Below are 22,801 nucleotides of genomic sequence, written 5' to 3' on the forward strand. Positions count from 1 at the left end.
CCCATGGGTCAGGAGCACGCTGTGAAGTTCCCGCAGGAGGTACTCGACGAGTACACGGCCATGGGCATCGACCTGCCCGCGCTGTTCTCGGCGGGCGCCCTCGGCGAGCGGATGGAGATCCGCGTCCTGGAGGCCTCGGCCGACCGGGTCGTGGCCACCATGCCCGTCAAGGGCAACACCCAGCCCTACGGACTGCTGCACGGCGGGGCCTCCGCCGTACTGGCCGAAACCCTCGGGTCGGTCGGCGCCATGATGCACGGCGGCATCACCAAGATCGCCGTTGGCGTGGACCTGAACTGCACCCACCACCGGGGCGCCACCTCCGGACTCGTCACCGGCGTCGCGACCCCCGTCCACCGGGGCCGCTCCACCGCCACCTACGAGGTCGTCATCACCGACGAGCAGGACCGACGCCTGTGCACGGCCCGCCTCACCTGCCTGCTGCGCGACGCCGACACCGCCGCCGGGGCCTGACCCGCACCGCACCGCCGCAGGCCCGGCCACACCCTCCGCAGGCCCGGACCCGCCCCCAGGGGGCAGGGCCGGGCCTGCGCCGTTCCCTGCGCCGTCCCCTGTGGCCCCGGCACGCCAACCGCCCGGAATCCGCCAGTCCGCAGCGCGCTCCGCCAGGGCTGTTGTGTCACCGATGGTGACCGCCTACCGTCCCCCCATGGGGACCACGCCACGCGCCGCGATCCGGTACGGCACCGCCGCCCTCCTCGCCGCGCTCACCCTTCCCGGATGCTCCAACTCCGCCCCGCACGCCTCCCCGGCCCCTTCGGCCTCCACGCCCACCCCCTCCTCACCTGCACAGATCTGCACGAGCCTGGTCTCGTACTGGGCCAAAGAGACCCTCAAGGGCACCAAGTGGTCCGGACTGGACTGGGAGCAGAAGGGCCTGTCCAACCAGCAGTACGCGATCCACGAGGAAGCCGTCGCCGCCGGCCGGGCCGAGGAGCGAACCAACGGACAGGACAAGGGACTTGAGGTGATCGACCGGCTCGTGGCGCAGCGCTGCGCCGAGCAGGACGGCGCCACCTGGAGCTCCGAGAACTGGCGGCCGCCGCAGTGAGCCCGGTGACCGGAATCGGATGCACGGTGTCCGGCTTCCGGGCACCTGCCGGCGTACGGCCCAGCCGCAGGTCGCGGGCCCTTTCGTGGCAAAACAAGATCCACCACGGCGTGGTGGATCAAGGGAAAAAATTACCCTCAGTAATGTCGATGCCGGACGGAATCCGCTCCTTCCCAGGTGGAATGCCACCCGCCGGGTTCCCTCGGACACGCCCTGCGACATTTTGCCCACTTCGATCAATGACAGGACCATGAGGGCCTCAAGCCCCTTAGAGGAGCGGTGATTTCTCAGCATGTGGTCAATCCCGCTAGGTCGCTAAAAGCCCGATCTGTCCGCACTCCCGCCACACATTCTTGGCCTTGGCATAACAAGAGCGTCACATCCTCCTTTCCCTGCTCCCCGCATTCACCACCTCGGGCCTAGAGTCACGGCCAGTCACCGCGCCGCAAGGTGCGACCCAGCACGGCCGTGGACCTCCCAGTGCGGCCCGGCGAACTATCGGCACCTCACCTGAGGCGTGCCGCGCCAGGGAAAGGAAGAATCGTGCGACACCGTTCTTTGCTCGTCCTCACCACCGTGATCACCACCGGTGCACTGACCCTCACCGCCTGCGGTTCGCGCGACGAGGCGAAGCCGGGGGACAAGACCGACGGAGCCAAGACCGTCGTCGTCATCGGCGTGGACGCCCCCCTCACCGGCTCGCTCTCCGCGCTCGGCCAGGGCATCAAGAACTCCGTCGACCTCGCGGCCAAGACGGCCAACAAGAACAACGAGGTCCCCGGCATCGAGTTCAAGGTCGAAGCCCTCGACGACCAGGCCGTCCCGGCCTCCGGCCAGGCCAACGCCACCAAGCTCGTCGGCAACAAGGACGTCATCGGCGTCGTCGGCCCGCTGAACTCCGGCGTCGCCCAGCAGATGCAGGGCGTCTTCGCCTCCGCCAACCTGGCGCAGGTCTCGCCCGCCAACACCAACCCCTCGCTCAGCCAGGGCGACAACTGGGGCAAGGGCGAGTACAAGCGCCCCTTCAAGACCTACTTCCGCACCGCCGCCACCGACGTGGTCCAGGGCAAGTTCGCCGCCCAGTACCTCTTCAAGGACGCCGGCAAGAAGAAGGTCTTCGTCGTCGACGACAAGCAGACCTACGGCGCCGGCCTGGCCGCGATCTTCTCCGACGAGTTCAAGAAGCTCGGCGGCGAGGTCGTCGGCACCGACCACGTCACCGTGAAGGAGACCGACTTCTCCTCCACCGCCGACAAGGTCAAGACCTCCGGCGCCGACTCCGTCTACTTCGGCGGCCAGTACCCCGAGGGCGGCCTCCTCGCCGACCAGATCAAGAAGACCGGCGCCAAGATCCCGCTCATGGGCGGCGACGGCATCCAGGACCCCGCCTTCATCAGCGCCTCCGGCGAGGCCAACGAGGGCGACCTCTCCACCTCGATCGGCTACCCGGTCGAGAAGCTGCCCACCGCCAAGCAGTTCATCACGGACTACCAGGCCGGCGGCTACAAGGACCCGTACGCGGCCTACGGCGGCTACTCCTACGACGCCGGCTGGGCCGTCATCCAGGCCGTCAAGGCCGTCGTCGCCGCCAACAACGGCAAGCTCCCCGCCGACGGCGGCCGCGCCGCAGTCGTCGAGGCCCTCGGCAAGGTTTCCTTCGAAGGCGTGACCGGCAAGGTCGCCTTCGACCAGTACGGCGACACCACCAACAAGCAGCTCACCGTCTACAAGGTCGAGAACGGCAAGTGGGTCGACGTCAAGAGCGACACCTTCAACCAGTAAGACCCCAGTAGTACCGAGCAACACCCGAAACACCTGAACCACACCGCGCGAGGGCGCAAACAGCGCCCTCGCGCGGAGTCTTATCCGACACGCTCATCGGAGGCCCTGCGGTGCACGAACTGCCGCAACAGCTGGCCAACGGCCTGGCCCTCGGTGCCCTGTATGGCCTCATCGCCATCGGGTACACCATGGTCTACGGCATCGTCCAGCTCATCAACTTCGCCCACGGCGAGATCTTCATGATCGGCGGCTTCGGCGCGCTCACCGCCTACACCGCCCTCCCGACCGGCACCTCCCTGCTGATCGCGATCCCCGTCATGATCGTCGGAGGCGCACTCGCCTCCGTCGCCGTAGCCACCGCAGCCGAACGCTTCGCATACCGCCCGCTGCGCAGCGCACCCCGGCTCGCCCCCCTCATCACCGCAATCGGCCTCTCGATCGCGCTCCAGCAACTCGTCTGGCAGTTCTACCCGGACGCCAAGAAGGCCGTCAGCTTCCCCGAGTTCAAGGGCGAAGCCTTCAAGATCACCGACAGCCTCGCCATCCAGCGCGCCGACGCCTTCGTCCTCGTCCTCGCCCCGCTCTGCATGCTCGCCCTCGGCATCTTCGTCTCGAAGAGCCGCAGCGGCCGCGCCATGCAGGCCACCGCGCAGGACCCGGACACCGCGAAGCTGATGGGCATCAACACCGACCGCATCATCGTCATGGCCTTCGCCATCGGTGCCGCGTTCGCTGCCGTCGCCGCCGTCGCCTACGGCGTCGACAAGGGCCAGATCAACTTCGAAATGGGCTTCATCCTCGGCCTCAAGGCCTTCACCGCAGCCGTCCTCGGCGGCATCGGAAACATCTACGGCGCCATGGTCGGCGGCGTCGTCCTCGGCCTCGCCGAAGCCCTCTCGATCGCCTACATCGAAGAGATCCCCGGCATGCAGCAGCTCGGCGGTGGAGCCTGGTCCAACGTCTGGGCGTTCGTACTCCTCATCGTCGTCCTCCTCGTGCGGCCACAAGGCCTGCTCGGCGAGCGCGTCGCGGATCGGGCGTGAGAACCATGACCACCAACACCACCCCGGCCAAGCAGGGCCCCGCCCCCGCCGCACTCCTCTACGCGGTCATCGGCGGCAGCCTCATCACCATGATCAGCGCGTTCCTCGCCTGGACATGGACCCCCGACTTCCCCGGCGACCTGACCTACTACGGCAGCCCCGCGCCCATCCAGGCCCTCAGTCTGCTGGCCGCCCTCCTCACCACCGCCCACGCGCTCTCCGCACTCGGCATCAAGGGCTTCCGCTGGCTCACCCCCACCGGCGCCCGCAAGCCCGTATGGATCCTCGCGCTCGGCACCCTCGCCGGCACCTGGTTCACCGTCATCGCCATCGCCATCGTCCTCGACGGCGTGGTCCACCTGGAGCCCGGCGCCTACGTCGCCCTCGTCGGCTCGCTCATCGCGGCCCTGGCCGCGTACAAGCTCCCCGACGACAGCCACAAGGCGGCCCCCGCCAAGAAGCTGCCCTCCTGGGCCGAGATCCTCATCGTCACCGGCGTCTTCGCCCTCGGCCTCTACGTCATCACCTTCGGCATCGACACCGATGACAAGGAACCGCAGCTCTTCGTCACCTACCTGCTCGTCGTCGGCTTCGCGGCCTTCGCCCTGCTCAAGTCCGGCCTCCTGGACCGCTTCAGCACCATCACCGCGAACAACCGCCAGGTCACCCTCCTCGGGACCGCGGCCGCCGCGATCGCCTTCCCCTTCATCCAGCAGAGCGGCGACACCTACACGCTCATCGCGGTCAACATCCTGATCTTCGCGACCGTCGCCCTCGGCCTCAACGTCGTCGTCGGCCTCGCCGGCCTCCTCGACCTCGGCTACGTCGCCTTCCTCGGCGTCGGCGCCTACACCGCCGCCCTCGTCTCCGGAAGCACCGCCTCCGCCTTCGACATCCGCCTCCCCTTCTGGGCGGCAATGATCGTCGGCGCCCTCGCCTCACTCATCTTCGGCGTGGTCATCGGCGCACCCACCCTGCGCCTGCGCGGCGACTACCTCGCCATCGTCACCCTCGGCTTCGGAGAAATCTTCCGCATCGCCATGGGCAACCTCGACGGCGACTCCGGCCCCGACATCACCAACGGCCCCAACGGCATCCCCAACATCCCCCACCTCGAAATCTTCGGGTGGAACTTCGGGGAGTCCCACGACGTCGGCGGCATCACCCTCGGCGCCTACGCCAACTACTACTTCCTGATGCTGCTCGTCATGGCCTTCGTCGTCCTGGTCTTCGCCCGAGCCGGCAACAGCCGCATCGGCCGCGCCTGGGTCGCCATCCGGGAAGACGAGACCGCCGCCGAAGCCATGGGCATCAACGGCTTCAAGGTCAAGCTCATCGCCTTCGCCCTCGGCGCCACCCTCGCCGGCCTCGCCGGCACCGTCCAGGCACACGTCAACAGCACGGTCGTCCCCGAGAACTACGTCTTCGCCGGACCCGTCCCGCCGAACTCCGCGTTCCTCCTCGCCGCCGTCATCCTCGGCGGCATGGGCACCATCCGCGGCCCCATCCTCGGCGCCGCACTCCTCTTCCTGATCCCGGCGAAGCTGGCCTTCCTCCAGGACTACCAGCTCCTCGCCTTCGGCATCGCCCTCATCCTGCTCATGCGCTTCCGCCCCGAAGGCCTCATCGCCAACAAGCGGGCGCAGCTCGAGTACCACGACGAAGAGACGACTGACCAGGCCCCCACGGACCTGGCCACCGCCAAGGCGGGGGCGTGAACACCATGACCACCACAGACACCACCACCACGACCACCGTCCTCGAAGCCAGCGGCGTCACCATGCGCTTCGGCGGCCTCACCGCCGTCAAGGGCGTCGACCTCAAGGTCAACGCCGGCGAAATCGTCGGCCTCATCGGCCCCAACGGCGCCGGCAAGACCACCTTCTTCAACTGCCTCACCGGGCTGTACGTCCCCACCGAGGGCACCGTCAGCTACAAGGGCACCGTCCTGCCGCCCACACCCCACAAGGTCACCGCAGCAGGCGTCGCCCGCACCTTCCAGAACATCCGGCTCTTCCACAACATGACCGTGCTGGAAAACGTCCTCGTCGGACGCCACACCCGCACCAAGGAAGGCCTCTGGTCCGCCCTCCTGCGCGGCCCCGGCTTCAAGAAGGCCGAAGCCGCCAGCGAAGCACGAGCCATGGAACTCCTGGAGTTCATCGGCCTCAAGCACAAGGCCGGCCACCTCGCCAAGAACCTCCCCTACGGCGAACAGCGCAAGCTCGAAATCGCCCGCGCCCTCGCCAGCGACCCCGGCCTCATCCTCCTGGACGAGCCCACCGCCGGCATGAACCCGCAGGAAACCCGCGCCGCCGAAGAACTCATCTTCGCCATCCGCGACATGGGCATCGCCGTACTCGTCATCGAGCACGACATGCGCTTCATCTTCAACCTCTGCGACCGCGTCGCCTGCCTCGTCCAGGGCGAAAAGCTCATCGAAGGCACCGCCGCCGAAGTCCAGGGCGACGAACGCGTCATCGCCGCCTACCTCGGCACCCCCTTCGAAGGCGCCCCCGGCGACGAAGAAGTCGCCGAAGTCGAGGCCGCCGAAGCCCACGCAGAGGCCGAAACCGAAACCGAAGCCGAAGCGGAAGCCCCGACGGACAGCACCACCAGCACGGAAGGAGAGGCCAAGTGACCGCACTGCTCAAGGTCGAAGACCTCAAAGTCGCCTACGGCAAGATCGAAGCCGTCAAGGGCATCTCCTTCGAAGTCAACGAAGGCGAAATCGTCTGCCTCGTCGGCACCAACGGCGCCGGCAAGACAACCACCCTCCGCACCCTCTCCGGGCTCCTCAAGCCCAGCGCGGGCAACATCACCTTCGACGGCCAGCCCCTCGCCGGCGTACCCGCACACCGCATCGTCGCCATGAAGCTGGCCCACTCCCCCGAGGGACGCCACATCTTCCCCCGGCTGACGATCGCCGAAAACCTCCAGCTCGGCGCCTTCCTGCGCACCGACAAGGAAGGCATCGAGAAGGACATCCAGCGCGCCTACGACCTCTTCCCCATCCTGGGAGAGCGCCGCAAGCAGGCCGCCGGCACCCTCTCGGGCGGCGAGCAGCAGATGCTCGCCATGGGCCGCGCCCTCATGTGCCAGCCCAAGCTGCTCATGCTGGACGAGCCCTCCATGGGCCTCTCCCCGCTGATGATGCAGAAGATCATGGCAACCATCGCCGAACTGAAGGCGACCGGCACCACGATCCTGCTCGTCGAGCAGAACGCCCAGGCAGCGCTCTCGCTGGCCGACCAGGCCCACGTGATGGAGATCGGCAAGATCGTCCTCTCCGGCACCGGCCAGGAACTCCTCCACAACGAGGACGTCCGCAAGGCGTACCTCGGCGAGGACTAGCACCCGGCACAAACGTGTGAGGCCCGCCTCCCCTCGGGGGGAGGCGGGCCTCACGCACGTCCGGAAGAGACCTACGGCCTACTTGCCGCCGTCCTTCTTCTTCGCCTCGGCGTCCTCGATGACCACCTCGGCGACCTGCTGCATCGACATCCGGCGGTCCATCGAAGACTTCTGGATCCACCGGAACGCGGCCGGCTCCGTCAGCCCGTACTGCGTCTGCAGAATGCTCTTGGCCCGGTCCACCAGCTTGCGCGTCTCCAGCCGCAGCGAGAGGTCCGCGACCTCCTTCTCCAGCGCCTTCAGCTCCGCGAACCGGGACACGGCCATCTCGATCGCCGGCACCACGTCACTCTTGGAGAACGGCTTCACCAGGTACGCCATGGCCCCGGCGTCCCTCGCCCGCTCGACCAGGTCGCGCTGCGAGAACGCGGTCAGCATGAGCACGGGGGCGATGGACTCCTCCGCGATCTTCTCGGCCGCGGAGATGCCGTCCAGGACCGGCATCTTCACGTCGAGGATGACCAGGTCGGGCCGGTGCTCACGAGCGAGCTCGACGGCCTTCTGCCCGTCTCCGGCCTCGCCGACGACGGAGTACCCCTCTTCTTCGAGCATCTCCTTGAGGTCGAGACGGATGAGCGCCTCGTCCTCGGCGATGACGACCCGGGTCGTCAGCGGCGGAACGTGCGACTGGTCGGCGTCGGGCGTGGGCGTCGACTCGTGCTCGGCGGTCACGGAGGGCTCCTTGATACGGGGCGTTACTGCTCCCCCGAGCCTACCTAGCTACGGTAAGGTGGACTCGCAGCGGGTCGGGGTTAACCTTCGATTCGCGGGGCCCCGGTAGCCCAATTGGCAGCAGGCGATGGATTCAAAACCCATTCAGTGTCGGTTCGAGTCCGACCCGGGGCACTTTTCCTTATTTTCCAAGGTCACGCGAGAATGCGTGACCTTCACTCTTTTCAGCGGCGCAGACCCAAAATGCGCAACGTGGGCAGAATGCCCGCGGCAACGTCGAGCGCATGTACGACATGGACACCCGCAACCGCACGCTTGAGCTCTTGAGCAGCGGCCGCAGCATGAACTCAGTCAGCAAGGAAACGGGGATATCCCGGGCTGCCATCCGCGCATGGCAGGTTCGCATCAACCCGCTGCCCCGGGCCGAACGATCGCCCTGCTCCGGCCCGGGCGACCCAGCTGCATACTCCTACCTTCTCGGCCTCTATCTCGGTGACGGGTGCATCAGCTCGCACCCGCGAGGTGGCCACTATCTCCGCATCGCCTGTGCGGACGCATGGCCGGGCCTCATCGAGCAGTGCCGAGCCGCCATCTTGGCGGTGCGCCCGTCCGACAAGGTCTACGTGTTGCAGCGCCAGGGCTGCGTCAACGTCACCAGCTACGGTCGGCACTGGACGTGCCTGTTCCCGCAGCACGGGGCGGGAAGGAAGCACGAGCGGCGCATCGTCCTCCACGATTGGCAGCAGGAGATCGTGGACGATCACCCCTGGGAGTTCCTCCGAGGGCTGATCCACTCCGACGGGTGCCGGATCATCAACTGGACCGTCCGCAACGGCAAGCGCTACGAGTACCCGCGCTACTTCTTCACCAACAAGTCGGACGACATTCGGAAGCTCTGCACCGACACGCTCGCCAAGGTCGGCGTCCAGTGGACGATCCTCGCGCGCGGCAGTGACCCCCTGAACGTGTCCATCGCGCGGAAGGCGTCCGTCGCCCTCATGGACGCCCACATCGGCCCGAAGTACTAGGTCAGAAGTGGGTGACGGTCCCGGTGGCGGGGTCGTAGGTGATCAGCGGCGGCAGCTGGTGGTGGCCGGTGACGGTCTCGGCGGTGAGGACGGCCGGGCGGCCGCAGGCCGTGCCCAGTTCCGTCAGGAAGCGCAGCACGTCGGCGACGTGGTCCGCGTCCTCGATGTCGTCGGGCCAGAGGGAGAATTCGATCCAGTCGACCGGCAGGCTGGCCGTGATCCTGGTCCGGCCGAAGCGGACGGAGAGGCTCGCCGTCGTGCCCGCGTCCAGCGCGTCCAGCGCAGCCACGGCGCCGCTCCCGTCGACGTCCTGCCCCGTGTCGCCGTCGTACCAGGTGAGTGCGTCGGCGGCGTCGCCGAGGTGGCGCAGGACCTGGTTCCAGCGGGTGTCGTCGGTGTCCTGGACGGTGATGTCGCGGAGGCTTCCGTCGACGTAGAAGACGTCGCACATCCAGGGGTCGGGCAGTCGGCAGGTGCCCGGGCGGTGTTCGCAGGTGTGGCCGGGTTCTGTGGCCGGTCGGTGTGCCTGGTCGGTCATCTGGTCCGTCCTGGGGGTGTTCCTCGATCATCGTGCGATGACCGGTTGGCCTCAGGTTAGGTTGCGGTGAAGGCCGAAGAGGAAGTGGGGACTGCGTGATGAGTGAGAAGGCCCGGAAGCTGTTCGATGCGCTCGATCTGAATGAGGACGGTGAGCTGACTCGGGTGGAGGTGATTTCTGCGCTGCGGTCGAAGGGGCCGACGTTGGCTGCGCGTGGGGATTTGCCGTTCTGGGGTGTGGGGGACGTGGATGCGTCGTCGGCGTTGTTCGATGCGGCTGATGCGAATGGGGATGCGGTGTTGACCTTCGAGGAGTTCGCGGCCGTGGTCGATCGGCGTTTCGGCTGGTAGTGGGTGTGGGGGGTGTGGGTGACCGCGTCGGGCTGGTCCGGGTTGCCCGACGCGGTGCGTCTCGTACGTCTGGTGGTGCGGTGGCGGCGGGTGGGTCAGCGGACGGCGTCGCCGATGTGGTGGACGCGGACGAGGTTGGTGGATCCGGTGACGCCGGGGGGTGAGCCGGCGGTGATGACGACGATGTCGCCGGGGATGCAGCGGCCGATGCGCAGGAGTTCTTCTTCGACTTGGTCGACCATGGCGTCGGTGGAGTCGACGTGGGGGCCGAGGAAGGTTTCGACGCCCCAGGTGAGGTTGAGCTGGGAGCGGGTGGAGGGGTCGGGGGTGAAGGCGAGGAGGGGGATGGGTGAGCGGTAGCGGGAGAGTCGGCGGACGGTGTCTCCGCTCTGGGTGAAGGCGACGAGGAATTTGGCGCCGAGGAAGTCGCCCATTTCGGCGGCGGCGCGGGCGACGGCTCCGCCTTGGGTGCGGGGCTTGTTGCGGTCGGTGAGGGGTGGGAGGCCCTTGGCGAGGATGTCTTCTTCGGCGGCTTCGACGATGCGGGCCATGGTGCGGACGGTTTCGACGGGGTATTTGCCGACGCTGGTTTCGCCGGAGAGCATGACGGCGTCGGTGCCGTCGATGACGGCGTTGGCGACGTCGGAGGCTTCGGCGCGGGTGGGTCGGGAGTTGTCGATCATCGAGTCGAGCATCTGGGTGGCGACGATGACGGGTTTGGCGTTGCGCTTGGCGAGTTTGACGGCGCGCTTCTGGACGATGGGGACTTGTTCCAGGGGCATTTCGACGCCGAGGTCGCCGCGGGCGACCATGATGCCGTCGAAGGCGGCGACGATGTCGTCGATGTTTTCGACGGCTTGGGGCTTTTCGATCTTGGCGATGACGGGGAGGCGGCGGCCTTCTTCGTCCATGATGCGGTGGACGTCTTGGATGTCGTTGCCGCTGCGGACGAAGGAGAGGGCGATGACGTCGGCGCCGGTGCGCAGGGCCCAGCGGAGGTCCTCGATGTCCTTTTCGGAGAGTGCGGGTACGGAGACCGCGACGCCGGGGAGGTTGAGGCCCTTGTTGTCGGAGACCATGCCGCCTTCGACGACGACGGTGCGGACGCGGGGGCCGTCGACCGCTACGACTTGGAGGGTGACGCGTCCGTCGTCGACGAGGATGCGTTCGCCTGTGGTGACGTCTGCGGCGAGGCCTTTGTAGGTGGTGCCGCAGGTGTGGCGGTCGCCTTCGTGGTCTTCGACGGTGATGGTGAACTCGTCGCCGCGTTCAAGGAGTACGGGTCCTTCGCGGAAGCGGCCGAGGCGGATCTTCGGGCCTTGAAGGTCTGCGAGGATGCCGACGCTGCGGCCGGTTTCGTCGGAGGCTTTGCGTACGCGCTGGTAGCGCTCCTCGTGTTCGGCGTAGGTGCCGTGGCTGAGGTTGAAGCGGGCGATGTCCATTCCGGCTTCGACCAGGGCTTTGATCTGGTCGTATGAGTCGGTGGCGGGGCCCAGGGTACATACGATTTTCGCTCGTCGCATGGGGCGAGGGTATGCCCCTACCAGGCGGTAGGAAATTGGTTCCGGGTGTCCGCTCAACAACCTTTGGGAAAAAGGTTGTTGACAATTGTTGAATGTGCATGGGGGTGCTCTGATGAGCACCCCCGGGGTGCTGATGGTGCGGGTTTCTCAGAGTGTGGGCGGGGTCATCGTGAAGCGGGCGTTGACCTGGGCGTAGACGGTCTGACGCTGGGGTTCCAGGTCGAGGGGCGGGGGGCCGGCGCCCTCGGCGGCGGTGAAGGCCATGGTGCGCATTGCGCCGGCGGGGGCTGCTTGGAAGGGGAGGGCGTTCTCGGCGCCGAGGTCGGCGAGTTCGACGAGGGCGGCGAGGTCGGCGCCGAGGGCGGCGGCGTATTCGCGGGCGCGTTGGACGGCTTCGAGTACGGCTTGGCGGCGGGCTTCGCCGTGGGCGGGCGAGGTGGGGCGCAGGGCCCACCAGGGGCCGTCGACCTGGGTGAGTTCGAGGTCGGCGAGGCGTGTGGTGAGCTCGCCGAGGGTGGTGAAGTCGTTGAGTTCGGCGGTGATGTGGACGCGTCCGTGGTAGGCGCGGATGCGTTCGCCGCGGCCGTGGCGGGTGAGTTCGGGGGTGATGGAGAAGGCGCCGGTTTCGATCTTTTCCACGGGGTCGCCGTAGCTCTTGATGAGGTCGAGGACGGTGTTGTTGCGGCGGGTGAGGTCTTCCAGTGCGGTGCGGCGGTCGGTGCCGCGGGCGCTGACGGCGATGCCGATGCGGGCGATTTCGGGGTCGACTTCGAGGCGTGCTTCGCCGCGGACTGCGACGCGGGGTACTTCGGGGGTTCCGTAGGGCTGGTGGGGTGCGTCGTGGTGCTGTGCGTCGTGGTGCGGTGCGTCCTGGGTCATGGTTTCACTCTCGCACCGTCGCTCGTTCGGGTGTGGTCATCGGATCGAAACCTGACGGGGGTGTTGCCGGTTGTTACCCGTGGGTCAGAATCTACGCGCGTTGTTCACGCCTCAAAAGGGGAGATGGCATGGCGTTCGACCGTAGGACTTTTCTGGGCACCTCGGCTGCGACCGGGGCGGCAGTGGCGTTGGCGGGGGCCACGAGCACCCCGGCCGCCGCGCAGCCGGTGTCGGGTGCTGCCGGGTCGCGTACGTACGCGTTCACGGTGATGGGGACGACCGATCTGCACGGAAATGTCTTTAACTGGGACTATTTCACGGACAAGGAGTTCGACGACAAGGCGCACAACGACGTCGGTCTGGCGAAGATCTCGACCCTGGTGAATGAGGTGCGGGCGGAGAAGGGGCGGTGCAACACGCTGCTGATCGATGCCGGTGACACCATTCAGGGCACGCAGTTGTCGTACTACTACGCGAAGGTGGACCCGATCACCGCGCGTCGGGGCCCGGTGCATCCGATGGCCCAGGCGATGAACGCGATCGGTTATGACGCGGCGGCGCTGGGCAATCACGAGTTCAATTACGGCATTCCGGTGCTGCGGAAGTTCGAGGAGCAGTGCGACTTCCCGTTGCTGGGGGCCAATGCGCTGGATGCGAAGACGCAGCGGCCGGCGTTCGCGCCCTACAGCATGCACCGGCTGCGCACCCCGCACGGGCGGGATGTGAAGGTGGCGGTGCTGGGGCTGACGAATCCCGGGATCGCGATCTGGGACAAGGCCAACGTGCAGGGGAAGATGACGTTCCCGGGGCTGGAGGAGCAGGCGGCGAAGTACGTTCCGCGGCTGCGTTCGATGGGTGCGGACGTGGTGATCGTGTCGGCGCATTCGGGGTCGAGCGGGACGTCCTCGTACGGGGATCAGCTGCCGTACATCGAGAACGCGGCGGCTCTGGTGGCGGAGCAGGTTCCGGGGATCGACGCGATCCTGGTGGGTCACGCGCACACGGAGATCCCGGAGTACCGGGTGAAGAACAAGGCGACGGGCAAGGACGTGGTCCTGTCGGAGCCGCTGAAGTGGGGTCAGCGTCTGACGCTGTTCGACTTCGAGCTGACGTGGGCCAAGGGCTCCTGGTCGGTGGCGAAGGTGTCGGCGCGGGTGCTGAACTCGAACACCGCGGCCGAGGACCCGAAGATCACGCGGCTGTTGTCGGACGAGCACGGCAAGGTCGTGGCGTACGTCAACCAGGTGATCGGGACGTCGACGCAGGCGATGACCTCTGCCGACGGTCCGGTGAAGGACGTGGCGATCATCGACCTGATCAACCATGTCCAGGCGGAGACGGTCCGGGGCGCGCTGGCGGGTACGGAGTGGGCGGCGCTTCCGGTGCTGTCTCAGGCGTCGTGCTTCTCGCGAACGGCGGCGATCCCGGCCGGCCGGGTGACCCTCAAGGACGCGGCGGGGCTGTACCCGTTCGAGAACACGCTGGAGGCGCGGCTGCTGACGGGCGCGCAGGTGAAGGCGTATCTGGAGTACTCGGCGAGGTACTACGTGCGGACCGCGCCGGGTGACGCGGTGGATCCGGCGAAGCTGACGAACGCGGAGGGCACGCCGGACTACAACTACGACGCCGTGTACGGGCTGACGTACGACGTCGACATCGCGCAGCCGGTGGGTTCGCGGATCACCGGGCTGTCCTTCCAGGGGAAGGCGGTGGATCCGGCGGCGCAGTTCGTGCTGGCGGTGAACAACTACCGGGCTTCGGGTGGCGGGAACTTCCCGCATGTGCCTCAGGCCCGGCAGGTGTGGGCGAACTCGGACGAGATACGCAACACGATCATCCAGTGGGTGAAGGCGAAGGGGACGATCGATCCGGCGCAGTTCGCGTCGGTGGACTGGCGTCTGACGCGGGCCGGGGTTCCGGTGTTCTAGGCGCGTCGGACGGTCGCGTTGTTACGGGTGCTCGACCAGCGGGAGCAGTTCGCCGGCCGGCCGGGGCCGGGTGTGTTCCCGCTGTTCGAGGCCGAAGGTGGTGAAGGCGGTGCGGGTGGGCTGGGGGTAGGGCTCCTTGCCCGTGAGGGTGTTCAGGATGGCGGCGCTGCGCCAGGCGGCGAGGCCGAGGTCGGGGGTTCCGACGCCGTGGGTGTGGCGTTCGCCGTTCTGGACGAAGATGCTGCCGGTGACGGCTGGGTCGGTGATCATCCGGTAGCGGTCGTCGATGCGGGGGCGGCCGGAGGAGTCCTTGCGCAGGTACGGGTCGAGGCCCGCGAGGAGGCTGCCGAGGGGGCGTTCCTGGTAGCCGGTGGCGAGGATGACGGCGTCGGTGGTGAGGCGGGAGCGGGTGCCCTGTTCGACGTGTTCGAGGTGGAGTTCGACTTTGGTGGTGGCGACGCGGCCGGCGGTGCGGACGCTGACTCCGGGGGTGAGGACGGCGTCGGGCCAGCCGCCGTCGAGGGTGCGGCGGTAGAGCTCGTCGTGGATGGCGGCGATGGTGTCGGCGTCGATGCCTTTGTGGAGTTGCCATTGGGCGGGGACGAGCCGGTCGCGGACGGGTTCGGGCAGGGAGTGGAAGTAGCGGGTGTAGTCGGGGGTGAAGTGTTCCAGGCCGAGCTTGGAGTACTCCATGGGGGCGAAGGAGGGGGTGCGGGCGAGCCAGGTGAGGCGTTCGCGGCCGGCGGGGCGGGAGCGGAGCAGGTCGAGGAAGACTTCGGCGCCTGACTGGCCGGAGCCGATGACGGTGACGTGGTCGGCGCCGAGGATGCGCGGGCGGTTGTCCAGGTATTCGGCGGAGTGGATCACCGGGACGGTGGGGGCTTCGGCGAGGGGGCGCAGGGGTTCGGGGATGTAGGGCTGGGTGCCGACGCCGAGGGCGAGGTGGCGGGTGTGGGTGCGGCCGAGGGCTTCGGCTTCGCCGTCGGCGTCGAGTTGGGTGAAGTCGACTTCGAAGAGGTCGCGTTCGGGGTTCCAGCGGACGGCGTCGACCTGGTGGCCGAAGTGGAGTCCGGGGAGGCGGCCGGCGACCCAGCGGCAGTAGGCGTCGTATTCGGCGCGCTGGATGTGGAACTGCTCGGCGAAGTAGAAGGGGAAGAGTCGTTCCTTGTGCTTGAGGTAGCTGAGGAAGGTCCAGGGGCTGGCGGGGTCGGCGAGGGTGACGAGGTCGGCGAGGAAGGGGACTTGGAGGGTGGCTCCTTCGATGAGGAGTCCGGGGTGCCAGCGGAAGTCGCGGCGCTGGTCGTAGAAGGCGGTGGCGAGTTCGCCGGCTCCTTGTTGGGGCAGTCCGTGGGCGAGGGCTGCGAGGGAGAGGTTGAAGGGGCCGATGCCGATTCCGACGAGGTCGTGGGGTGCATCGAGCTGGGCGGTCATCGGTGGGCGCTGCCTTCCAGGAGGTTCACGAGGGTGTCCAGGTCCCCGGCCGTGGTGTGGGGGTTGAGCAGGGTTGCTTTGAGCCACAGGCGGCCGTCTGCGGTGGCCCGGCCCAGGACGGCGCTGCCGTCGAGGAGGAGAGTGCGGCGCAGGGCGGCGAGCCGGGTGTCGTCGGCGCGGGTGGGGCGGAAGAGCACGGTGCTGATGGTGGGCGCCGCGTGGAGTTCGAAGGCGGGGTGTGCTTCGAGGAGGCGGGCGAGCTGGTCGGCCAGGTCGCAGGTGCGGTCGATGAGGTCGGTGAGGCCGTCACGGCCGAGGGAGCGCAGGGTGGCTGCGATTTTGAAGGCGTCGGCGCGGCGGGTGGTGCGCAGGGAGCGGCCGAGGAGGTCGGGTAGGCCGGCTTCGGTGTCGTCGGGGGCGTTGAGGTAGTCGGCCTGGTGGGCGAGGGGGGCCAGCAGGGCGGTGTCGGGGACGGCGAGGAGTCCGGCGGCGACGGGTTGCCAGCCGAGTTTGTGCAGGTCGAGGGTGATGGACCGGGCGCGGGTGAGGCCGGTGAGTTTGGTGCGGTGGCGGGGGCTGAGGGCGAGGAGGCCGCCGTATGCGGCGTCGATGTGGAGGTCGGCGTTGCCGTGGCGGTCACAGAGGTCGGCGATGTCGGTGAGCGGGTCGATGAGTCCGGCGTCGGTGGTGCCGGCGGTGGCGGTGACGAGGGTGGGGCCGGGGGTGGTGGCGAGGGCTTGGGCGAGGGCGGCGGGGTCGAGGGTGCCGGCGGGGGCTGCGACGGCGCGGGCGGGGGGCAGGCCGAGGAGCCAGGCGGCGCGGGCGATGGAGTGGTGGGCGTTGGTTCCGTGCAGGACGGTGAGGCGGGGGCCGTGGCGTTCGCGGGCGAGCAGGAGGGCCAGTTGGTTGGCTTCGGTGCCGCCGGTGGTGAGTACGGCGTCGGCGTGGGGGGTGGCGTAGAACTCGGCGGCCAGTGCGCGGGTGACCATGGCTTCGATGGCGGAGGCGGCGGGGGCCTGGTCCCAGGAGTCGAGGGAGGGGTTGAGGGCGCTGGCGGCGAGGTCGGCGGCGGCTGCGACGGCGAGGGGTGGGCAGTGCAGGTGTGCTGCGCACAGGGGGTCGGCGGGGTCGGCGGCGCCTGCGGCGAGGGTGTGCACGAGGGTGCGCAGTGCCTCGTGGTCGCCGTGTCCGTGGTCGGGGAGTACGGTGCCCAGTTCGGCCTGGATGCGGGCGGTGAGGGCGTCGGGGCCGCCGGCCGGGAGGGGTCCGCGGCGGGCGTTGGCTCCGCTGTGCAGTGCGTCGAGCACGGTGTCGAGCAGGGGGCGCAGGGCGTGGGCGCCTGCGCGGCCGCCGGCGAGCGGGGGCGGCGTGCCTGGGCCGGGCGGCGGCGCGGTCATGCGGTGTCCTCACGGGAACGGGGTGGCGGCGCGGTGCCGCCTGGTGGCGGGCCTCGCTCCGCCGAGGGGGCGGGCACCCGACCGGTACAACGATCAGACCCGAATGGGGTAACCGCCGGGGTTTGTCCGATTCGCTGTGCGCGGACCGCGCCGGGCGCGGCGGAGCCCGCGGTCTGCGGGCACGGGTGGTGATGACCCCGGCGGTCGGCGTGGCTGACGGGCACTGGGCCCGCCGCCCGGGCTCCCCCGGGGCACGGCGGAGCGCCCGCGCCCAGTCCGGGACTACGGACCACCGGCCCGGTCGCAGCGCGGCTGGGCCGAGGGCCGGACCGCGGCACCGGGCGCGGGCGCTCCGCCGCTCCCCCGGCGGCCGGGCCGCCCCCGTCCCGTGCGGCGGAGGCCCGCGGGGCGGGGGCGGGGTGACGCCGGGGGCCGTCGGATCAGGGGGTGCGGACGCGGAGGGCTCGGGACAGGTCGTCCAGGTGGTCGGCGAGCTTGCGGCGCAGGGACGGGGTGAGGTCTGGGGTGGCCAGACAGGCGTGGCCGGCCCGGAGGTTGGCCTCGTCCACCGCGTGGCCCGGGAAGGCCCAGCGGCCCGCGGCCTCGCCGATCGCGGGGCCGCGGCGGGCGGCGAGGGAGACGGCCTCGGGGTAGTACCGGGCGACGTAGTCCCGTACGAGGTCGGCCTGTTCGGGCTGCCAGAAGCCCTGGGCGGTGGCGGTGAAGAGGTAGTTGGACAGGGAGTCGTCGTGGAACAGCCGCTGCCAGGCGGCTTCCTTGGCCCGGGCGGTGGGGAGCGCGGCGCGGCAGCGGGCGGCTCCTTCCTCGCCGGTGGCGCTGGGGTCGGCGGCGAGGGCGGCGTCGATCTCGCGCTCCCCGACGGCGCCGAGGACGGCGAGCCGGGCGAGGATGCGCCAGCGCAGTTCGGGGTCGAGTTCGGGGCCGCCGGTGACGGCGCCGTCGGCGAGCCAGGCGGTGAGGGTGTCGGGCTGGGTGGCGCTGTCGATGAAGACGCGTACGGCGGCGAGCCGCATGCCCGGGTCCGAGCCGTCCTCGGTGCGCCGCATCAGGTCCCGGGCGATGGAGGTGATGACGGCGAGCGCCGCGGTCCGCTGGCCGGGGGTCACGTAGCGGTCGGCGACCTGGGTGCGGGCGAAGGTGAGTACGCCCTGGACGATGGCGAGGTCGGCCTCGGCGGGTACGTGGGCCTGGGCGGTGGCCAGGTACTCCTCGGGGGCGAGTTCGCCGTCGCGGACCATGTCGCGCAGGGAGTTCCAGACGACGGCGCGGGTGAGCGGGTCGGCGATGCGGGAGAGGGAGCGCAGGGCGGTTTCGAGGGATTCCCCGTCGAGGCGGACCTTGGCGTAGGTGAGGTCGCCGTCGTTGAGGACGAGGAGGGAGGGGCGGGGGCCGCTCACCGAGAGGACCTCGTCGCTCGGGACGTCGAGTTCGAGGGTCTCGCGCAGTTCGAGGGCGCCGTCGGGGGCGTGGTCGTGGAGGCTGGCGGCGATGCGGTGGGGGCGGCTGCCGCGGCGGTCGACGGTGAGGGTCCAGCCGGCGGCGGCTTCGGTGTCGGCCGTGCTCTCCTCGATCCGGGGGGTGAGGGTGTCGATGCCGGTGGTGCGCAGCCAGCTGTCGGCCCAGGCGTGGACGTCGCGGTCGGTGTGCGCGGCGAGGGAGTCGACGAAGTCGGCGAGGGAGGCGTTGGCGAACTTGTGGCGGGCGAAGTGGGTGTTGATGCCCGCGAGGAAGTCCTTCTCGCCGAGCCAGGCGACGAGCTGGCGCAGGGCGGAGGCGCCCTTGGCGTAGGAGATGCCGTCGAAGTTGAGGAGGGCGGAGGCGGTGTCGGGCACGGCGTCGGGGTCGGGCGCGACGGGGTGGGTGGAGGGGCGCTGGTCGGCGTCGTAGCCCCAGGATTTGCGGGTGACGGCGAAGTCGGTCCAGGTCTCGGTGAAGCGGGTGGCTTCGGTGAGGGTCTGGTAGCCCATGTATTCGGCGAAGGACTCGTTGAGCCAGATGTCGTCCCACCAGCGCAGGGTGACGAGGTCGCCGAACCACATGTGGGCCATTTCGTGGGCGATGACCATGGCGCGGGTCTGGCGCTCGGTGTCGGTGACGGCGGAGCGGTAGATGAACTCGTCGCGGAAGGTGACCAGGCCCGGGTTCTCCATGGCGCCGGCGTTGAACTCGGGGACGAACGCCTGGTCGTAGGAGTCGAAGGGGTAGGGCTCGGTGAACTTCTCGTGGTACCGGTCGAAGCAGTCGGTGGTGATGGAGAGGATCTCCTGGGCGTCGGCGTCCATGTGGGGGGCGAGGGACTGCCGGCAGTGGATGCCGAAGGGCAGTCCGGCGTGTTCGGTGCGGATGCTGTGCCAGGGGCCGGCGGCGACGGCGGCGAGGTAGGTGGAGATGACGGGGGTGGCGGCGGACCGCCAGATGCCGGCGCCGTCGCTGTCGCGGTCGCCGGTGCGCGTGGTGACGCCGTTGGCGAGGACGGTCCAGTGGGCGGGGGCGGTGACGGTGAACTCGAAGACGGCCTTGAGGTCGGGCTGGTCGAAGGCCGGGAAGACCCGCTGGACGTCGTCCATGAACATCTGGGTGTAGACGTACGCCTCCCCGTCCGCGGGGTCGGTGAAGCGGTGCAGTCCTTCGCCGGTGCGGGAGTAGTGCATGCGGGCGTGGATCCGCAGCTCGTGGGTGCCTTCGGTGAGGCCCGTGAGCGGGAGGCGGTTCCCGGTGAGGGTGGCCGGGTCGACGGGGTTGCCGTCGAGTTCCGCGGAGTGCAGTTCGTCCGGCTTCAGTTCGACGAAGGTGTCTCCGGCGGTGCGCGTGGCGAACCGGATGACGGTGGTGGAGTCGAAGGTCTCCTCACCGCCGGTGAGGTCGAGGGCGACGGCGTAGTGCCGGACGTCGAGGAACTGGGCTCGGAGCTGCGCTTCGTTGCGCGTCAGTGCGGACATGGGGCTCATGCTGCCGGAAAACGGCGCGGGGCCCCAGGGGCCTACTCTTCGCCGGCAGCGATCGTCTCGTGGTGGCGGATGACCTCGGCGATGATGAAGTTGAGGAGCTTCTCGGCGAATGCGGGGTCGAGCTTGGCGTTCTCGGCGAGCTCGCGCAGCCGGGCGATCTGCCGGGCCTCGCGGCTCGGGTCGGCGGCGGGCAGGTGGTGCTGGGCCTTGAGGTAGCCGACCTGCTGCGTGCACTTGAAGCGCTCGGCGAGCATGTGGATCACGGCCGCGTCGATGTTGTCGATGCTGTCCCGCAGACGTACCAGCTCGGCGGCGGCGTTCTCGTCGATGTCGCTGTTGTTCATGGTCCCCGAGAATACGCGGAGGTCCGCGATGGTTCTTCGGCCAGTCGGCCAGTGAGACGGGAACCTGGCCGGAACCCGCCCCGGAGCCTGTGCTTCCTCCTCCCGCGCCGCCGGTCGGCCGGTTACAGCGGCAGGATCGCCGTGATGAGCCAGCCGCCTTCGGGGGCCGGGCCGGCGGTGAGGGAGCCGCCGAGGGCCTCGGCGCGTTCGGCCATGCCGGCGAGGCCGTAGCCGCCGCCGCGGGCCTGGTCGGAGAGTTTGGCGGGGCGGCCGCCGTCGTCGGCGATGCGGACCTCCAGGCCGACGGGGACGGTGCGCAGGCCGATCCGTACGGCGGTGGCGGTGGCGGCGTGCTTGCCGATGTTGGTGAGGGCTTCGAGGACGATGCGGTGGGCGGTGGCGGCGACGTGGGCGGGGAGCCGTTCGGCGAGGTCTTCCTGGATGTAGAGGACGACGGGCGGCCCGGTGACGGCGAAGCGCTGGGTGAGTACGCGGATGTCGGCGAGGCCGGCGACGGGGGCGGTTGCGGCGCCGGCGCCGTCGTCCTCGCGGAGGATCTTGACGAGGCGGCGCATGGAGCCGAGGGCCTCGTCGCCGGCGGTCTCGATGCGGCCGAAGATCTCCTCGGCGCGCTCGGCGGAGACCTTGGTGAAGCGGGCGGCGCGTGCCTCGACGACGATGCCGGTGACGTGGTGGGCGACGAGGTCGTGGAGCTCGCGGGCCAGTTCCAGGCGTTCCGCGGTGCGTACGGCGCGCAGGTCGCGGACGCGCTGGACGGACTGGAGGCGCAGGAGCAGCGAGTACGCGGCGACGACGACGGTCAGCACGGAGAAGAGCAGCGTGAACCGGCCGGGGTCGGTGTCCCGGACGGGTACGGCCATGCAGCCGAGCCCGAGCAGCGGGCCGAGGACGGCGGCGGTGCGGGCGGGGGCGCGGAGCAGGACCTGGGAGAGCAGGACGAGGAGGGCGATGGCTTCGCCGCCGCCCCAGACGACGACCGGGTGGTTGCTGAAGACGAGGAGGAGGGTGACGGTCCAGGTGACGGCGGCGGCGAACCAGGCGCGGCCGAGGAGGGGGATGCCGGGCCAGGGCGCTGCGCTGAGGCAGACGAGGATGCCGGAGACCCACACGGCGGCGTGGGGCGCGCTGGGCTGGCGCGCCAGGACGACGCCTTCGAAGGTGACGAGGGCGAGGAGGACGAGGGAGAGGAGGAGGCGGATCCAGTCCGCGGCCTGGGGGTGGCGGCGGGCCCATGTCGCGAGGGGGCTCATAGGCCGGCCCCGCCGCTCCCCCTGCCGGGGGCTGTGCGGATACCGGCCGTCCCCCTGCCGGGGGCTGTGCGGATACCGGCCGCGCCCCCGCGGGGGGCTGTACGGGTACCGGCCGCGCCCCCGCGGGGGGCTGTGCGGATACCGGCCGCGCCCCCGCGGGGGGCTGTACGGGTACCGGCCGCAGCGGCGCGGGCGGCACCCGCGCACTCGGTGGCATCAGCCGAATCCAGCCCCGCCGGCGTTTGAGGCGCGGGGTCTGGGGCGGAGCCCCAGGAAGCGTGCGCGCAGCGGCCCCACCAGGCTCGGCCCCCGCGGGTGCGGCCCGCGCAGCGGTGGCCCGTGCCCGCACAGCCCCCCGCAGGGGGACCCGCGGCGGGGCCGACACCCCCGCGGGGCCGGATCCGGCGGGCGCCGCCAATCGCGCGGGCGCGGCGGCGGGGCCGGGCCCGGCCGGCGGCGGCGGCGTCGGGGGTGGGGGTCACGCCGGGCTGGCGGCCAGGCCGCTTTCCCAGGCCCAGGCGGCGATTTCGACGCGGTTGCGGGCGTCCAGCTTGGCCTGGACGTTGGCCAGGTGGGTCTTGACGGTGGAGAGGGAGACGAAGAGCTCGCCGGCGATCTCCGCGTTGGTCAGGCCGCGCGCGAGGCAGCGTACGACCTCGCGTTCCCGGTCGGTCAGGGGTTCGACGGGCCGGCGGGCGGCCTGGGCGGCGGGGATGCGGGGTGCCATCTCGCGCAGCAGCCGGACCGTGATGGCGGGAGAGACGAGCGAGTCGCCGACGGCCGCCGCCCGGACCGCTTCAACCAGCATGGCCGGGCTCGCGTCTTTCAGGAGGAAGCCGGACGCGCCACCGTGGAGTGCGGCGTGGACGTACTCGTCGAGGTCGAAGGTGGTGACGATGACGATGCGCGGGCTTTCCTGCCCGGACAGTCGCCGGGTGACTTCGAGTCCGTCGAGCTTCGGCATGCGGATGTCGAGGAGGAGTACGTCCGGCCGGTGCGCGGCGACGGCCGCGAGCGCGGCTTCGCCGTCGATCACGTCGGCGACGACCTCGATGTCCGGCTGGCTTTCGAGGATCATCCGGAATCCGGTCCTGACCATTTCCTGGTCGTCCGCGATGACCACTCTGATCGTCATGCGCTGCCTGCCCCACTGTCGCCCG

Annotated in this window: 20 protein-coding genes and 1 tRNA gene; 11 read left to right on the forward strand and 10 right to left on the reverse strand. The window is 69.7% G+C overall.

All coding sequences use genetic code 11. The features are described 5' to 3' along the window. Window positions 1-3: 3 nt before the first annotated feature. The 7 genes from AB0M99_RS24230 to AB0M99_RS24260 all read left to right on the forward strand — a co-directional run bounded on the left by AB0M99_RS24230 (window position 4) and on the right by AB0M99_RS24260 (window position 7,251). Window positions 4-474 carry a hotdog fold thioesterase gene (locus AB0M99_RS24230; protein WP_365923726.1) on the forward strand — a complete coding sequence of 157 codons (471 nt, stop codon included), beginning with the start codon at window positions 4-6 and terminating at the stop codon, window positions 472-474. Window positions 475-670: 196 nt separating this feature from the next. Continuing rightward, entirely contained in the window at window positions 671-1,072 is a 402-nt protein-coding gene (locus AB0M99_RS24235; RefSeq protein ID WP_365923728.1) for a hypothetical protein, read from the forward strand. Window positions 1,073-1,615: 543 nt separating this feature from the next. Further along, complete coding sequence (locus tag AB0M99_RS24240) at window positions 1,616-2,854, forward strand: branched-chain amino acid ABC transporter substrate-binding protein (protein WP_365923730.1); 1,239 nt, start codon at window positions 1,616-1,618, stop codon at window positions 2,852-2,854. A 110-nt stretch (window positions 2,855-2,964) separates the two neighbouring features. Then, on the forward strand, window positions 2,965-3,897 hold the full coding sequence (locus tag AB0M99_RS24245; protein WP_365923732.1) for a branched-chain amino acid ABC transporter permease: 933 nt from the start codon (window positions 2,965-2,967) through the stop codon (window positions 3,895-3,897). 5 nt (window positions 3,898-3,902) lie between these two features. Continuing rightward, window positions 3,903-5,615 (forward strand): branched-chain amino acid ABC transporter permease, encoded by a 1,713-nt coding sequence (locus tag AB0M99_RS24250; protein WP_365923902.1) that lies wholly within the window; start codon window positions 3,903-3,905, stop codon window positions 5,613-5,615. Further along, window positions 5,612-6,538, forward strand: coding sequence for an ABC transporter ATP-binding protein (locus AB0M99_RS24255; protein WP_365923734.1), 927 nt, complete (start codon window positions 5,612-5,614; stop codon window positions 6,536-6,538). Before AB0M99_RS24250 ends, AB0M99_RS24255 begins: the two co-directional genes overlap by 4 nt. After that, complete coding sequence (locus tag AB0M99_RS24260; RefSeq protein WP_365923736.1) at window positions 6,535-7,251, forward strand: ABC transporter ATP-binding protein; 717 nt, start codon at window positions 6,535-6,537, stop codon at window positions 7,249-7,251. Before AB0M99_RS24255 ends, AB0M99_RS24260 begins: the two co-directional genes overlap by 4 nt. A gap of 78 nt (window positions 7,252-7,329) precedes the next feature. Here the strand turns inward: AB0M99_RS24260 and AB0M99_RS24265 are convergent, their stop codons facing one another. Beyond that, window positions 7,330-7,983 carry a response regulator gene (locus tag AB0M99_RS24265; RefSeq protein ID WP_365923738.1) on the reverse strand — a complete coding sequence of 218 codons (654 nt, stop codon included), beginning with the start codon at window positions 7,981-7,983 and terminating at the stop codon, window positions 7,330-7,332. 99 nt (window positions 7,984-8,082) lie between these two features. Between AB0M99_RS24265 and AB0M99_RS24270 the strand changes: the two genes are divergently transcribed. Both AB0M99_RS24270 and AB0M99_RS24275 read left to right on the forward strand, forming a co-directional pair. Next, a tRNA-Leu gene (locus AB0M99_RS24270) sits at window positions 8,083-8,157 on the forward strand. Between the two features lie 110 nt (window positions 8,158-8,267). Next, window positions 8,268-9,011 (forward strand): transcriptional regulator, encoded by a 744-nt coding sequence (locus AB0M99_RS24275; RefSeq protein WP_365923740.1) that lies wholly within the window; start codon window positions 8,268-8,270, stop codon window positions 9,009-9,011. Between the two features lies 1 nt (window position 9,012). Here AB0M99_RS24275 and AB0M99_RS24280 read toward each other — a convergent pair whose 3' ends face one another. Beyond that, complete coding sequence (locus AB0M99_RS24280) at window positions 9,013-9,549, reverse strand: hypothetical protein (RefSeq protein ID WP_365923742.1); 537 nt, start codon at window positions 9,547-9,549, stop codon at window positions 9,013-9,015. A 98-nt stretch (window positions 9,550-9,647) separates the two neighbouring features. Between AB0M99_RS24280 and AB0M99_RS24285 the strand changes: the two genes are divergently transcribed. Continuing rightward, a complete protein-coding gene (locus tag AB0M99_RS24285; protein ID WP_365923744.1) occupies window positions 9,648-9,899 on the forward strand; it encodes an EF-hand domain-containing protein in 252 nt (83 codons plus the stop codon). Between the two features lie 95 nt (window positions 9,900-9,994). On the opposite strand, the gene pyk is transcribed toward AB0M99_RS24285, so the two are convergent. Together pyk and AB0M99_RS24295 are read right to left on the reverse strand one after the other, a co-directional pair. After that, window positions 9,995-11,422 (reverse strand): pyruvate kinase, encoded by a 1,428-nt coding sequence (pyk, locus tag AB0M99_RS24290; RefSeq protein WP_365923746.1) that lies wholly within the window; start codon window positions 11,420-11,422, stop codon window positions 9,995-9,997. 147 nt (window positions 11,423-11,569) lie between these two features. After that, the gene (locus AB0M99_RS24295) at window positions 11,570-12,301 is read right to left on the reverse strand and encodes an SIMPL domain-containing protein (RefSeq protein WP_365923748.1); all 732 of its coding nucleotides are present in this window, start codon (window positions 12,299-12,301) and stop codon (window positions 11,570-11,572) included. Between the two features lie 128 nt (window positions 12,302-12,429). Here AB0M99_RS24295 and AB0M99_RS24300 point away from each other — a divergent pair, with 128 nt between their 5' ends. Further along, complete coding sequence (locus AB0M99_RS24300; protein ID WP_365923750.1) at window positions 12,430-14,229, forward strand: 5'-nucleotidase C-terminal domain-containing protein; 1,800 nt, start codon at window positions 12,430-12,432, stop codon at window positions 14,227-14,229. Between the two features lie 21 nt (window positions 14,230-14,250). On the opposite strand, the gene AB0M99_RS24305 is transcribed toward AB0M99_RS24300, so the two are convergent. The 6 genes from AB0M99_RS24305 to AB0M99_RS24330 form a co-directional block, all read right to left on the reverse strand. Further along, window positions 14,251-15,660: a SidA/IucD/PvdA family monooxygenase gene (locus AB0M99_RS24305; RefSeq protein ID WP_365923752.1), complete on the reverse strand. Its 1,410-nt coding sequence runs from the start codon at window positions 15,658-15,660 to the stop codon at window positions 14,251-14,253. Further along, window positions 15,657-17,057, reverse strand: a complete 1,401-nt coding sequence (locus AB0M99_RS24310) for an aminotransferase class V-fold PLP-dependent enzyme (RefSeq protein WP_365923754.1) — start codon at window positions 17,055-17,057, stop codon at window positions 15,657-15,659. Before AB0M99_RS24310 ends, AB0M99_RS24305 begins: the two co-directional genes overlap by 4 nt. 440 nt (window positions 17,058-17,497) lie before the next feature. After that, window positions 17,498-20,017 (reverse strand): aminopeptidase N, encoded by a 2,520-nt coding sequence (gene pepN, locus AB0M99_RS24315; RefSeq protein WP_365923756.1) that lies wholly within the window; start codon window positions 20,015-20,017, stop codon window positions 17,498-17,500. Window positions 20,018-20,058: 41 nt separating this feature from the next. After that, window positions 20,059-20,370: a chorismate mutase gene (locus tag AB0M99_RS24320; protein WP_365923758.1), complete on the reverse strand. Its 312-nt coding sequence runs from the start codon at window positions 20,368-20,370 to the stop codon at window positions 20,059-20,061. A gap of 122 nt (window positions 20,371-20,492) precedes the next feature. Further along, window positions 20,493-21,641 carry a histidine kinase gene (locus tag AB0M99_RS24325; RefSeq protein WP_365923760.1) on the reverse strand — a complete coding sequence of 383 codons (1,149 nt, stop codon included), beginning with the start codon at window positions 21,639-21,641 and terminating at the stop codon, window positions 20,493-20,495. A gap of 478 nt (window positions 21,642-22,119) precedes the next feature. Continuing rightward, window positions 22,120-22,776 (reverse strand): response regulator transcription factor, encoded by a 657-nt coding sequence (locus AB0M99_RS24330; RefSeq protein ID WP_365923762.1) that lies wholly within the window; start codon window positions 22,774-22,776, stop codon window positions 22,120-22,122. Between the last annotated feature and the right edge of the window lie 25 nt (window positions 22,777-22,801).

The organism is Streptomyces sp. NPDC051183, from assembly GCF_040682455.1.
In the GTDB taxonomy this organism is placed as follows: Bacteria; Actinomycetota; Actinomycetes; order Streptomycetales; family Streptomycetaceae; genus Streptomyces.

Coding starts and splice junctions, on each gene's coding strand:
- AB0M99_RS24230 (WP_365923726.1), top strand. CDS start 4: ATGGGTCAGGAGCACGCTGTGAAGTTCCCGCAGGAGGTACTCGACGAG.
- AB0M99_RS24235 (WP_365923728.1), top strand. CDS start 671: ATGGGGACCACGCCACGCGCCGCGATCCGGTACGGCACCGCCGCCCTC.
- AB0M99_RS24250 (WP_365923902.1), top strand. CDS start 3,903: ATGACCACCAACACCACCCCGGCCAAGCAGGGCCCCGCCCCCGCCGCA.
- AB0M99_RS24275 (WP_365923740.1), top strand. CDS start 8,268: ATGTACGACATGGACACCCGCAACCGCACGCTTGAGCTCTTGAGCAGC.
- AB0M99_RS24280 (WP_365923742.1), bottom strand. CDS start 9,549: ATGACCGACCAGGCACACCGACCGGCCACAGAACCCGGCCACACCTGC.
- AB0M99_RS24285 (WP_365923744.1), top strand. CDS start 9,648: ATGAGTGAGAAGGCCCGGAAGCTGTTCGATGCGCTCGATCTGAATGAG.
- pyk (WP_365923746.1), bottom strand. CDS start 11,422: ATGCGACGAGCGAAAATCGTATGTACCCTGGGCCCCGCCACCGACTCA.
- AB0M99_RS24295 (WP_365923748.1), bottom strand. CDS start 12,301: ATGACCCAGGACGCACCGCACCACGACGCACAGCACCACGACGCACCC.
- AB0M99_RS24300 (WP_365923750.1), top strand. CDS start 12,430: ATGGCGTTCGACCGTAGGACTTTTCTGGGCACCTCGGCTGCGACCGGG.
- AB0M99_RS24305 (WP_365923752.1), bottom strand. CDS start 15,660: ATGACCGCCCAGCTCGATGCACCCCACGACCTCGTCGGAATCGGCATC.
- AB0M99_RS24310 (WP_365923754.1), bottom strand. CDS start 17,057: ATGACCGCGCCGCCGCCCGGCCCAGGCACGCCGCCCCCGCTCGCCGGC.
- pepN (WP_365923756.1), bottom strand. CDS start 20,017: ATGTCCGCACTGACGCGCAACGAAGCGCAGCTCCGAGCCCAGTTCCTC.
- AB0M99_RS24320 (WP_365923758.1), bottom strand. CDS start 20,370: ATGAACAACAGCGACATCGACGAGAACGCCGCCGCCGAGCTGGTACGT.
- AB0M99_RS24325 (WP_365923760.1), bottom strand. CDS start 21,641: ATGAGCCCCCTCGCGACATGGGCCCGCCGCCACCCCCAGGCCGCGGAC.
- AB0M99_RS24330 (WP_365923762.1), bottom strand. CDS start 22,776: ATGACGATCAGAGTGGTCATCGCGGACGACCAGGAAATGGTCAGGACC.